Origin of the sequence: Streptomyces sp. GESEQ-35, from assembly GCF_017948485.1 — a bacterium.
GTDB lineage: Bacteria > Actinomycetota > Actinomycetes > Streptomycetales > Streptomycetaceae > Streptomyces.
In genome coordinates, this window is sequence record NZ_JAFFSX010000002.1 from 58,878 (window position 1) to 71,373 (window position 12,496).

Sequence of the window (12,496 nt, forward strand, 5' to 3'; positions counted from 1 at the left end):
TGGATGCATGGATCTGCGTATCTTCACCGAGCCCCAGCAGGGCGCAAGCTATGACACCCTCCTCGCGGTCGCCAAGGCCACCGAGGATCTCGGATTCGACGCCTTCTTCCGCTCCGACCATTACCTCAGGATGGGCTCCGGCGACGGTCTCCCCGGCCCCACGGACGCCTGGATCACCCTCGCCGGCCTGGCCCGGGAGACCCGGCGCATCCGGCTCGGCACGCTGATGACCGCCGGTACCTTCCGGCTGCCCGGCGTGCTCGCCATCCAGGTCGCGCAGGTCGACCAGATGTCGGGCGGCCGCGTCGAACTGGGCCTGGGCGCGGGCTGGTTCGAGGAGGAGCACAAGGCGTACGGCATCCCGTTCCCGAAGGAGAAGTTCGGCCGCCTGGAAGAACAGCTGGAGATCGTCACCGGACTGTGGGCCACGGAGGCCGGCCGGACCTTCGACTTCCACGGCACGTACTACGACCTCACCGACTCGCCCGCCCTCCCCAAGCCCGCCCAGCCGAAGATCCCCGTGCTCATCGGCGGCCACGGCGCCACCCGCACGCCCCGCCTCGCCGCGAAGTACGCCGACGAGTTCAACATGCCGTTCGCCTCGGTCGAGGACAGTGAGCGCCAGTTCGGCCGCGTCCGTGCCGCCGCCGAGCAGGCCGGCCGCAAGGCCGACGACATCACCTACTCCAACGCCCTCGTCGCCTGCGTCGGCAAGGACGACCAGGAGGTCGCCCGCCGTGCCGCCGCGATCGGCCGCGAGGCCGACGAGCTGAAGACGAACGGTCTGGCCGGCTCCCCGGCCGAGGTCGTCGACAAGATCGGCCGCTACGCCGAGACCGGCTCCCGGCGCTTCTACCTCCAGATCCTCGACCTCGGCGACCTGGACCACCTGGACCTGATCTCCTCCCAGGTCCAGTCCCAGCTGTCGTAGCCCTGTCGCGGGGCCGCCCTCACGGCCGTACGGAGAGCTGTGAGGGCGGGCTCACGGGCCGGTCGCTCCCCGGGGCCGGCCCGCTCGCCGCATCGTCCAACTGCCAGGCACCCACGGAGAGTTTCCCGGTCGTGCCCAGGTCGAGTTCCGGGATCACCGTCACCGGCGAGGCGCCGGACTTCGCCCGGATCCGTACGTACGGGGCATGCACCGGGTCGCCGGCGCCGGTCGTGTTGCGCCACACCAGCCCGGTCCGGGCGCGCTCGCCGGGCCGCAGGACGAGCGCCCGGGGCGGGTCGTCCTGGCCGGTGCCGGAGGCGATCGCGGAGCCGCCGCGAAGGATCCGCACACTGTCGACGGGCTCGTGGTCCTCGTCCAGAAGCTGGAGCTGCGGATAGCCGCTGAGCCGATACGCCGCCTCGGTCCCGCAGTTCTCCAGGTGCAGCCCCACGACCCGCAGCCCCATCGCGGCATCGCCCTCATCGGCGTACACCCGCACCCCCGACGCCGGGCAGGCGCCGCCCTCGGACGGGGCCTCGTCGGCGGGAACGCTTCTGACCTTGGAGATCTCCACATGGCCCGCGCCGCTGTCACCCCGGGAGAGGGTGCGCCGCACGGTCCGGCCGGCCGGGACCGACGCAACCGTCTCCCGGCCGTTCGCCATCACCGCCCCGGTGCCCGAGCGGTAGTCGAAGGTGATCGTGAACGTGAAGGGTTCGCGCTGCCGGTTCGTGACCTCGTACTCCACTTCGTCGCATCCGGCGCCCGTGAGGCCGGTGATCCGTACCCCGTCCCGCTCCAGGCCGGAGGGATCTCCCGGCACCACCGTCGGACAGGCCGAGGCCGAACCGCCGCCGGATGAACCGGCGTTCTGCGTGCCGCACGCCGTGAGCAGCAGCAGAAGGGCGGCGGATGAGGTCAGGAGGAGGGGGCGCATCCGCTGAGTGGATCAGGACCGCACCCGTCGAGCTGTGATGGAGGCCACGCCTCCGGTCACAGGCCTGTCACAGCCGCCGCCGAAAATCGCGGGAGTTCGTGTGGAGGTTGTCTGTAGGTTGTCAGGGACCACGCGGGCGAATACCCGCACTTCAGACCCATTCGAGGCCAACCCACGTGTTCCTGACGATCACCACCACAGGCACCCCGGAACGACCCGCCACCGACCTCGGCTTCCTGCTGCACAAGCATCCCGAGAAATCGCAGGCGTTCTCCACGTCCTACGGCACGGCGCACGTCCTCTACCCCGAGGCGGACGCCGAGCGCTGCACGGCGGCGCTGCTGCTGGAGGTCGACGCGGTGGCGCTGGTCCGGCGTGGCAAGGGCAAGGGACGGGGCGGCGCGCCTGACGCGGCGCTCGCGCAGTATGTGAACGACCGCCCGTACGCCGCCTCCTCGCTGCTCGCGGTGGCACTGAGCGGGGTGTTCTCCAGCGCGATGAAGGGCACGTGCACCGCACGGCCCGAACTGCCGCAGCAGGCACGGCCGTTGCGCATCGAGGTGCCCGCGCTGCCCGCCCGTGGCGGCCCGGGCCTCGTACGAAGCCTCTTCGAGCCGCTCGGGTGGACGGTCACCGTCGAACCGGTGGCGCTGGACGCCGAGTTCCCCGAGTGGGGCGACTCGCGGTACGTCCGTCTCGTGCTGGAGTCCTCCCGGCTCACCCTCGCCGAGGCCCTGCGCCACCTGTACGTCCTGCTGCCCGTCCTCGATGACGCCAAGCACTACTGGGTGGCGCCGGACGAGGTCGACAAGCTGCTGCGGGCGGGCGAGGGCTGGCTGCCCCAGCACCCGGAGCAGAAGCTGATCACCAGCCGCTATCTGTCGCGCCGCTGGTCGCTGACCCGGCAGGCGATGGAGCGGCTGGAGCTGGTGCGGCTGGCCGAGGCGGACGACAGCGAGGTCGAGGAGATCGACAACGCGGTCGAGGCGGAGACCGAGACGGAGGAGCGGCCCACACCGCTCGCCGTACAGCGCCGGGACGCTATCATCGCCGCGCTCGGCACGTCCGGCGCGTCCCGGGTCCTCGATCTCGGCTGCGGTCAGGGCCAGTTGGTGCAGGCGCTGCTCAAGGACCCGCGGTTCACCGAGATCGTCGGCGTCGACGTGTCGATACGGGCGCTCACCATCGCCTCCCGGCGGCTCAAGCTGGACCGTATGGGCGAGCGGCAGGCCTCGCGCGTGAAGCTCTTCCAGGGCTCGCTCGCCTACACCGACAAGCGCCTGGGGGGCTACGACGCCGCCGTGCTCAGCGAGGTCATCGAGCACCTCGACCTGCCGCGGCTGCCCGCCCTGGAGTACGCGGTGTTCGGCTCCGCCCGCCCCCGCACGGTCCTGGTGACCACCCCGAACGTCGAGTACAACGTCCGCTGGGAGTCCCTCCCGGCCGGGCACGTCCGGCACGGCGACCACCGCTTCGAGTGGACCCGCGAGGAGTTCCGGACCTGGGCCGGGGCCGTCGCCGAACGGCACGGGTACGGCGTGGAGTTCGTGCCCGTGGGACCCGACGACCCCGAGGTGGGACCGCCCACGCAGATGGCCGTATTCAGTATGCGGACCACGAACGAGAAGGAGGCGAAGGCCGCATGACCGAGACCCGCACGGGACGGACCCTGCCCGTCACCGACCTCTCCCTCGTGGTGCTCATCGGCGCCTCCGGCTCGGGCAAGTCCACCTTCGCCCACCGCCACTTCAAGCCGACCGAGGTGATCTCCTCCGACTTCTGCCGGGGCCTGGTCTCCGACGACGAGAACGACCAGTCGGCCACCCGCGACGCCTTCGACGTCCTGCACTACATCGCGGGCAAGCGCCTCGCCGCCGGCCGGCGCACGGTCGTCGACGCGACCAGCGTGCAGTCCGACGCCCGGCGGCAGCTGATCGAGCTGGCCAGGCAGTACGACGTGCTGCCCATAGCCATCGTGCTCGACGTCCCCGAGGACGTGTGCGCCGAGCGCAACGCAACCCGCAGCGACCGCGCCGACATGCCGCGCCGCGTCATCCAGCGGCACACCCGCGAACTCCGCCGTTCGCTGCGGCACTTGGAGCGCGAGGGCTTCCGGAAGGTGCACATCCTCAGGGGTGTGGAGGAGATCGAGAGCGCCTCGATCGTCACCGAGAAGCGGTTCAACGACCTGACCCACCTCACCGGCCCGTTCGACATCATCGGCGACATCCACGGCTGCGCCGCCGAACTGGAGTCGCTGCTCGGCAAGTTGGGGTACGTCGACGGCGTCCACCCGGACGGCCGTACGGCGGTCTACGTCGGCGACCTCGTCGACCGCGGCCCGGACAGCCCGGGCGTGCTGCGCCGCGTGATGTCGATGGTCGGCTCCGGCAACGCACTCTGCGTGCCGGGCAACCACGAGAACAAATACGGGCGTTACCTCAAGGGACGCAAGGTCCAGCACACCCACGGCCTGGCCGAGACGATCGAGCAGATGGAGGGGGAGACCGAGGAGTTCCACGCGCAGGTACGGGAGTTCATCGACGGACTCGTCAGCCACTACGTCCTCGACGGCGGCCGGCTGGTCGTCTGCCACGCGGGTCTGCCCGAGAAGTACCACGGCCGCACCTCCGGGCGGGTGCGCTCGCACGCGCTCTACGGCGACACGACCGGGGAGACGGACGAGTTCGGGCTGCCGGTGCGCTACCCGTGGGCCGAGGACTACCGGGGCCGGGCCGCCGTGGTGTACGGCCACACTCCCGTGCCCGAAGCCACCTGGCTCAACAACACCATCTGCCTCGACACCGGCGCCGTCTTCGGCGGCAAGCTGACCGCGTTGCGCTGGCCGGAGCGGGAGCTGGTCGACGTACCGGCCGAGCGGGTCTGGTACGAGCCCGCCAGGCCGCTGCGGACCGAGGCGCCCGGCGGTCACGACGGACGGCCGCTCGACCTAGCCGATGTGCACGGCCGCCGGGTCGTGGAGACACGGCACGCGGGCCGGGTGACCGTCCGCGAGGAGAACGCGGCCGCGGCCCTGGAGGTCATGAGCCGCTTCGCCGTGGACCCGCGGCTGCTGCCGTACCTGCCGCCGACCATGGCACCGACGGCGACCTCGCATATCGACGGCTACTTGGAGCACCCGGCCGAGGCCTTCGCTCAGTACCGGGAGGACGGGGTCGCGCGGGTCGTGTGCGAGGAGAAGCACATGGGTTCGCGTGCGGTGGCGCTGGTGTGCCGTGATGCGGAGGCGGCGCGGAAGCGGTTCGGCGTGGACGGCCCCACGGGGTCCCTCTACACCCGTACCGGCCGCCCGTTCTTCGACGACGAGGCGGTGACGGAGGAGATCCTCGATCGGCTGCGTACGGCCGTCGGGGCGGCGGGCCTCTGGACCGAGCTGGAGACCGACTGGCTGCTGCTCGACGCCGAGTTGATGCCGTGGTCGTTGAAGGCGTCCGGGCTGCTGCGGTCGCAGTACGCGGCCGTGGGCGCCGCGTCCGGGGCGGTGTTCCCGGGCGCGCTGGCCGCGCTGGAGGGGGCGGCGGCGCGGGGCGTGGAGGTGACCGACCTGCTCGCGCGGCAGCGCGAACGGGCCGCGGACGCCGCCGCGTTCACGGACTCGTACCGTCGCTACTGCTGGACCACCGACGGCCTGGACGGCGTCCGCCTGGCCCCGTTCCAGATCCTCGCCGTCCAGGGCCGCAGCCTCGCCGGCCTGCCGCACGACGAGCAGCTGGCCCTGCTCGACCGGCTCGTCGAGCACGACACGACCGGCCTGCTCCAGACCACCCGGCGCCTGTACGTCGACACCGCCGACCCCGACTCGGTGCAGGCGGGCGTCGACTGGTGGCTGGAGATGACCGGACGCGGCGGCGAGGGCATGGTCGTCAAGCCGGTGGGTGCGGTCGTGCGATGGGGGTCCCCCCGCTCGAGCGAAGCCGAGAGTGGGGGAGAACAGGGCCGACTTGTGCAGCCCGGCATCAAGTGCCGCGGCCGTGAGTACCTGCGGATCATCTACGGTCCCGAGTACACCCGCCCGGAGAACCTCGCCCGCCTCCGCTCCCGCTTCCTCAACCACAAGCGCTCGCTCGCGGTCCGCGAGTACGCGCTGGGCCTTGAGGCGCTGGACCGGCTGGCGGAGGGCGAGCCGCTGTGGCGGGTGCACGAGGCGGTGTTCGGGGTGCTGGCGCTGGAGTCGGAGCCGGTGGACCCGCGGCTGTGACCGGGGCCTGTCCCCAGCCTGCTCACCGGCTGGGGGCAGGCCCGCTTTTCGTCAAGGGGACGAAAACAGAAACGGTCGAGCAGGGGGTGAACCCGGTCGGCGATGGTCAGGATGGAGTCATGGGATTCCATGTCAACTCCGAGGCCGGGCGGCTCGGCCGCGTCATCCTGCACCGGCCGGATCTCGAGCTCAAAAGGCTCACCCCCAGCAACAAGGACGCGCTTCTCTTCGACGACCTGCTCTGGGTGCGCCGGGCGCGCGCCGAGCACGACGGGTTCGCGGATGTGCTGCGCGACCGTGGTGTCGCCGTCCATCTCTTCGGCGACCTGCTGACCGAGGCCCTGGCGATCCCGGTGGCCCGTTCGCTCGTCCTGGACCGCGTCTTCGACGAGAAGGAGTACGGGGTGCTCGCCACGGACCACCTCCGGGCCGCCTTCGAGTCCCTGCCGGCCGGCGAGCTCGCCGAGCTCCTGGTCGGCGGCATGACCAAGCGCGAGTTCCTCGACGTGCACCCGGAGCCGACCTCCGTCCGCTTCCACGTCATGGACCTCGACGACTTCCTCCTCGCCCCCCTTCCCAATCACCTCTTCACCCGCGACACCTCCGCCTGGATCTACGACGGCGTCTCCGTCAACGCGATGAGATGGCCCGCCCGGCAGCGGGAGACCGTGCACTTCGAGGCGATCTACCGGCACCATCCGCTGTTCCGTGACGAGACGTTCCACGTCTGGTCCGAGGGACAGGCCGACTATCCGTCCACCATCGAGGGCGGCGACGTCCTGGTGATCGGCAACGGAGCCGTTCTCATGGGCATGAGCGAGCGGACGACCCCCCAGGCCGTCGAGATGCTCGCCCACAAACTGTTCGCCGCGGGCTCGGCCGAGACGATCGTGGCCCTCGACATGCCCAAGCGGCGGGCCTTCATGCACCTCGACACCGTGATGACCATGGTCGACGGCGACACCTTCACCCAGTACGCGGGGCTCGGCATGCTCCGCTCGTACACCATCGAACCGGGCGTCGCCGAGAAGGAGCTGAAGGTCACCGACCATCCGCCGGAGCACATGCACCGCGCGATCGCCGCCGCGCTGGGGCTCAGCGAGATCCGCGTCCTGACCGCGACACAGGACGTGCACGCGGCCGAGCGAGAGCAGTGGGACGACGGCTGCAACGTCCTCGCCGTCGAGCCGGGCGTCGTCGTCGCCTACGAGCGGAACTCCACCACCAACACGCATCTGCGCAAGCAGGGCATCGAGGTGATCGAGATCCCGGGCAGCGAACTGGGGCGGGGGAGGGGCGGGCCGCGGTGCATGAGCTGCCCGGTCGAACGTGCGGCCGTATAGAAATGCCTACGGTCGTATAGACTTCCAAGGGTCTTGTTCTCGTACCTCTGGAGCGCCCCCATGGCGACAGTCCCGACCGCCTTCGCCGGCCGCCATTTCCTCAAGGAGCTGGACTTCACCGAGGAGGAGTTCCGCGCCCTGATCGCGCTGTCCGCAGAGCTGAAGGCCGCCAAGCGGGCCGGGACCGAGACGCGGTACCTGAGCGGGAAGAACATCGCGCTGATCTTCGAGAAGACCTCGACGCGAACCCGCTGCGCGTTCGAGGTCGCGGCCGCCGACCAGGGCGCCTCGACGACGTATCTGGACCCGTCGGGCTCGCAGATCGGGCACAAGGAGTCGGTGAAGGACACCGCGCGGGTCCTTGGGCGGATGTTCGATGCGATCGAGTACCGCGGGGACAGTCAGCAGAAGGTCGAGGAGCTGGCGGCGTACGCGGGTGTGCCCGTCTACAACGGCCTGACCGACGACTGGCACCCCACCCAGATGCTCGCCGACATACTCACGATGACGGAGCACTGCGCCAAGAGCCTGGACGACGGCATCACCTTCGCCTACCTCGGCGACGCCCGCTTCAACATGGGCAACTCCTACCTGGTCACCGGGGCTCTGCTCGGCATGGACGTACGCATCGTCGCGCCCAAGGAGTACTGGCCCGGTGACGAGGTCGTGGCCCGGGCCCGCAAGCTGGCGGAGGACAGCGGCGCCGCCATCACCCTCACCGAGGACGTCGCCGAGGGTGTTCGGGAGGCCGACTTCGTCGCCACCGATGTCTGGGTGTCGATGGGTGAGCCGAAGGAGGTCTGGGACGAGCGGATCGCGGCTCTCGCGCCGTACGCCGTGACCATGGACGTCCTGCGGGCCACCGGCAACCCGGACGTCAGGTTCCTGCACTGTCTGCCGGCCTTCCACGACCTCGGCACCAAGGTCGGCCGCGAGATCTACGAGAGTCACGGTCTGGAGTCGCTGGAAGTGACCGACGAGGTCTTCGAGTCGGCGCACTCGGTCGTCTTCGACGAGGCCGAGAACCGCATGCATACGATCAAGGCGGTGCTGGTCGCCACTCTCGCCTGACCCCGCGTCGGTCAGGCCGGACGCCGCTGAGGCGGTATCACCGGCAGCCTGAACCACACCGCCTTGCCGGAACCGGTGGGGCGGTGGCCGCAGGACGAGCTGAGGGCGCGGATGAGGAGCAGACCGCGGCCGTGCTCCTGCCAGGGGTCGGGCTCCCCGTGGGCCGGACGGGTGAGGTTCCCGGGCGGCGCCGGGTCCGGGTCGTGCACCTCGACCTGGCAGCCGGACGGCAGCAGCTCCACCACCAGCTCTATCGGGCCTTCCCCGGTGGCGTGCTCCACGGCGTTGGCGACCAGCTCCGCCGTGAGCAGTTCCGCGGTGTCGCAGTCGGCCCCGTGCTCCAGCTCGGCCAGCGCCGTGCGAACCAGGGCGCGGGCCACGGGCACGGCCGCAGCGGTGTGCGGCAGCGCGATGCGCCAGGAGGCGGAGGCGGGCGAGCGTTCGTACAAGGCGGTTCCGTTCATGAGCAGGCTGTCCTGCTTTCAACCATATGAATGGTACGGCGCCCTCCGGCAGAGCCGCTCGACGGGCGCCGTATGGGACCTTCGGCCCCGGTATCGGGCGGCTTACCCGTTCCAACGGTCCGCCTAGCGCGACTGCTCCCGTCGTTACCGCGCTATTGACGATCCGTGCCGTTCCGTGACGGATGTGACCGAGACCGGTTACCTGTAACGGCTAGTGGGATGGCTGCCTCTATCGCGCCCTCATGACGACAGTCACATATAGGTGATAACTTCGAAGGGCAGCGCCCCGTGAGGCAACGTCGCCCGAGGAGGCCCCACGTCATGAGTCCCTTCACCGGCTCGGCCGCCCGCACCTCCGACTGGCAGCACCTGCGCGTCGAGCTCACCGACGGCGTCGCCACCGTCACCCTCGCCCGCCCCGAGAAACTCAACGCCCTCACCTTCGGCGCCTACGCCGACCTGCGCGACCTGCTCGCCGAGCTGTCCCGCGAGCGGGCGGTCCGCGCCCTCGTGCTGACCGGCGAGGGGCGCGGCTTCTGCTCCGGCGGCGACGTCGACGAGATCATCGGCGCCACCCTCTCCATGGACACCGCCCAGCTCCTCGACTTCAACCGGATGACCGGCCAGGTGGTCCGGGCCGTACGCGAGTGCCCGTTCCCGGTGATCGCCGCCGTGCACGGCGTGGCAGCGGGCGCGGGCGCGGTCCTCGCCCTGGCCGCCGACTTCCGCGTCGCCGACCCCACCGCCCGCTTCGCCTTCCTGTTCACCAGGGTCGGCCTGTCGGGCGGCGACATGGGCGCGGCGTACCTGCTGCCCCGGGTCGTCGGCCTCGGCCACGCGACCCGCCTGCTGATGCTGGGCGAGCCGGTCCGGGCCCCCGAGGCCGAGCGCATCGGCCTGATCAGCGAACTGACGGATGAGGGCCGCGCGGACGAGGCCGCGGGCGCGCTGGCCCGCCGCCTGGCCGAGGGCCCGGCTCTGGCGTACGCCCAGACGAAGGCCCTCCTGACGGCGGAACTGGACATGCCGCTGGCGCCCTCGATCGAGCTGGACGCCTCGACACAGGCTCTGCTGATGAACGGCGAGGACTACGCGGAGTTCCACGCGGCATTCAAGGAGAAGCGCCCTCCGAAATGGCAGGGGAGGTAGCGATGTTCTCGACCGAGGGGACTGTGCCAACCCCAGGGGCGCGGGGAACTGCGCGACCAGCCACAGACAACCCGCAGTCGCCGACCAAGACAGGCCACCCCCTACGAGTGGCGATCATCGGCGGAGGCCCCGGCGGCCTCTACGCCGCAGCTCTGCTGAAACGCCTGGACCCGGCCCGCGAAGTCACCGTCTGGGAACGCAACGCCCCCGACGACACCTTCGGCTTCGGCGTAGTCCTCTCCGACGAAACCCTCGGCGGCATCGAACACGCCGACCCAGCGGTCTACGAGGCCCTGCAGAAACAATTCATCCGCTGGGACGACATCGACATCGTCCACCGAGGCACCCACCACGCCTCCGGAGGCCACGGCTTCGCCGCACTGGGCAGGAAGCGCCTCCTGGAGATCCTGCACGACCGCTGCCGCGCCCTGGGCGTAGAGCTCCGTTTCCGCTCCGAGGCCCCGTACCCCGACTGGCTGGCACAGACGAACGACCTCGTCATCGCCGCCGACGGAGTCAACAGCACCACCCGCGAGTCCTACGCCCATGTGTTCCGCCCCCATGTGGCCACACACCACTGCCGCTACATCTGGCTCGCAACCGACTTCGCCTTCGACGCCTTCCGCTTCGAGATCGCGGAAACCGAACACGGCGTGATGCAACTGCACGGCTACCCGTACGCGCCCGACGCCTCCACGGTGATCGTCGAGATGCGCGAGGAGGTGTGGCAGTCGGCCGGCTTCGCCGAGCTCGACCCGCAGGAGTCCGTCGAGCGCTGCGCCAAGATCTTCGCGGACGCGCTGGGCGGCCGGCCGTTGAGGTCCAACAAGTCGGCGTGGACCACGTTCCGTACGGTGGTCAACGAACGTTGGTCGGACGGGAACGTGGTGCTGCTGGGCGACGCCGCCCACACCGCCCACTTCTCCATCGGCTCCGGCACGAAGCTCGCCGTCGAGGACGCACTGGCGCTGGCCGCCTGTCTGGAGGAACAGCCCTCGATCGAGAGCGCGTTGGAGGCCTACGAAGAGGAGCGGCGCCCCGTCGTCGCCTCCACGCAGCGCGCCGCCCGCGCCAGCCTGGAGTGGTTCGAGAACATCGCCCTCTATCTCGACCAGCCGACCCGCCAGTTCGCCTTCAACCTCCTCACCCGCAGCCGCCGCGTCACCCACGACAACCTGCGGCTGCGCGACGCCCACTTCACCGCGTCGGTGGAGCGCGCGTTCGGCTGCCCGCCCGGCACGCCCCCGATGTTCACGCCGTTCCGGCTGCGCGGGCTGACCCTGCGCAACCGGGTCGTGGTGTCACCGATGGACATGTACTCGGCCGTCGACGGCGACCCCGGCGACTTCCACCTCGTCCACCTGGGCGCACGGGCTCTCGGCGGCGCCGGTCTGGTGATGACCGAGATGGTGTGCGTGAGCCCTGAGGGCCGGATCACCCCGGGCTGCACCGGCCTCTACACCGGCAGACAGGCGGAGGCCTGGAAACGGATCACCGACTTCGTGCACGCCCAGGCGCCCGGTACCGCGATCGGCATCCAGCTCGGCCACTCCGGCCGCAAGGGCTCGACCAAGCTGATGTGGGAGGGCATGGACGAGCCGCTGGAGGACGGCAACTGGCCGCTCGTGGCCGCCTCCCCGATCCCGTACAAACCGGAGAGCCAAACCCCCCGCGAACTGACCCGCGCCCAACTCATCGACATCCGCGAACAGTTCTCGGCGGCCGCCCGGCGCGCCGCCCGAGCCGGCTTCGACCTCCTCGAACTCCACTGCGCCCACGGCTACTTGCTCTCCGGCTTCCTCTCCCCGCTGACCAACCTCCGCACCGACGCCTACGGCGGCACGCTCGCCGATCGGCTCCGCTTCCCGCTCGAGGTCTTCGATGCCGTACGCGGAGTGTGGCCCGAGGACCGGCCCATGACCGTCCGGATCTCCGCCACCGACTGGGCCGAGGGCGGCACCACCGGCGAGGAGGCGGTGGAGATCGCCCGCGCCTTCGCCGCGCACGGCGCCGACGCGATCGACGTGTCCACCGGGCAGGTCGTCGCCGAGGAGCGGCCGGAGTTCGGGCGCTCGTACCAGACGCCGTACGCCGACCGTATCCGCCATGAGACCGGTATCCCGGTGATCGCCGTCGGCGCGATCTCGTCCTGGGACGACGTCAACTCGCTGATCCTGGCCGGGCGCACAGACCTGTGCGCGCTGGCCCGCCCGCACCTCTACGACCCGCACTGGACGCTGCACGCGGCGGCCGAGCAGGGCTACGACGGGCCGGGCATCGGCTGGCCGACGGCGTACCGGGCGGGCAGTCGTCGTCCGCAGACCGGTCGCACGGACGCCCCCAAGCCCCGGCTGACGCTGGGGACTTGAGGGCGTGTGCGTG

Annotated in this window: 9 protein-coding genes; 7 read left to right on the top strand and 2 right to left on the bottom strand. The window is 70.7% G+C overall.

Annotated features, from left to right (window positions below; all coding sequences use genetic code 11):
- Window positions 1–7: 7 nt before the first annotated feature.
- Window positions 8–931, top strand: coding sequence for an LLM class F420-dependent oxidoreductase (locus KCH87_RS03850; protein ID WP_210584119.1), 924 nt, complete (start codon window positions 8–10; stop codon window positions 929–931).
- Window positions 932–950: 19 nt separating this feature from the next.
- Here KCH87_RS03850 and KCH87_RS03855 read toward each other — a convergent pair whose 3' ends face one another.
- Complete coding sequence (locus tag KCH87_RS03855) at window positions 951–1,868, bottom strand: DUF4232 domain-containing protein (RefSeq protein WP_210584121.1); 918 nt, start codon at window positions 1,866–1,868, stop codon at window positions 951–953.
- 176 nt (window positions 1,869–2,044) lie between these two features.
- Here KCH87_RS03855 and KCH87_RS03860 point away from each other — a divergent pair, with 176 nt between their 5' ends.
- The 4 genes from KCH87_RS03860 to argF all read left to right on the top strand — a co-directional run bounded on the left by KCH87_RS03860 (window position 2,045) and on the right by argF (window position 8,501).
- On the top strand, window positions 2,045–3,514 hold the full coding sequence (locus KCH87_RS03860; protein WP_210584123.1) for a 3' terminal RNA ribose 2'-O-methyltransferase Hen1: 1,470 nt from the start codon (window positions 2,045–2,047) through the stop codon (window positions 3,512–3,514).
- Window positions 3,511–6,087 (top strand): polynucleotide kinase-phosphatase, encoded by a 2,577-nt coding sequence (locus KCH87_RS03865; protein WP_210584125.1) that lies wholly within the window; start codon window positions 3,511–3,513, stop codon window positions 6,085–6,087. The genes KCH87_RS03860 and KCH87_RS03865 overlap by 4 nt, the downstream gene beginning before the upstream one ends.
- A gap of 119 nt (window positions 6,088–6,206) precedes the next feature.
- Complete coding sequence (locus tag KCH87_RS03870) at window positions 6,207–7,430, top strand: arginine deiminase (protein ID WP_210584127.1); 1,224 nt, start codon at window positions 6,207–6,209, stop codon at window positions 7,428–7,430.
- A gap of 60 nt (window positions 7,431–7,490) precedes the next feature.
- Window positions 7,491–8,501, top strand: a complete 1,011-nt coding sequence (gene argF, locus KCH87_RS03875) for an ornithine carbamoyltransferase (protein ID WP_210584129.1) — start codon at window positions 7,491–7,493, stop codon at window positions 8,499–8,501.
- An 11-nt stretch (window positions 8,502–8,512) separates the two neighbouring features.
- Here the strand turns inward: argF and KCH87_RS03880 are convergent, their stop codons facing one another.
- Complete coding sequence (locus tag KCH87_RS03880; protein WP_210584131.1) at window positions 8,513–8,965, bottom strand: ATP-binding protein; 453 nt, start codon at window positions 8,963–8,965, stop codon at window positions 8,513–8,515.
- Between the two features lie 321 nt (window positions 8,966–9,286).
- Between KCH87_RS03880 and KCH87_RS03885 the strand changes: the two genes are divergently transcribed.
- On the top strand, window positions 9,287–10,114 hold the full coding sequence (locus tag KCH87_RS03885) for an enoyl-CoA hydratase family protein (protein WP_210584133.1): 828 nt from the start codon (window positions 9,287–9,289) through the stop codon (window positions 10,112–10,114).
- A gap of 2 nt (window positions 10,115–10,116) precedes the next feature.
- Entirely contained in the window at window positions 10,117–12,483 is a 2,367-nt protein-coding gene (locus tag KCH87_RS03890; protein WP_210584981.1) for a bifunctional salicylyl-CoA 5-hydroxylase/oxidoreductase, read from the top strand.
- The last annotated feature ends 13 nt before the right edge of the window (window positions 12,484–12,496 follow it).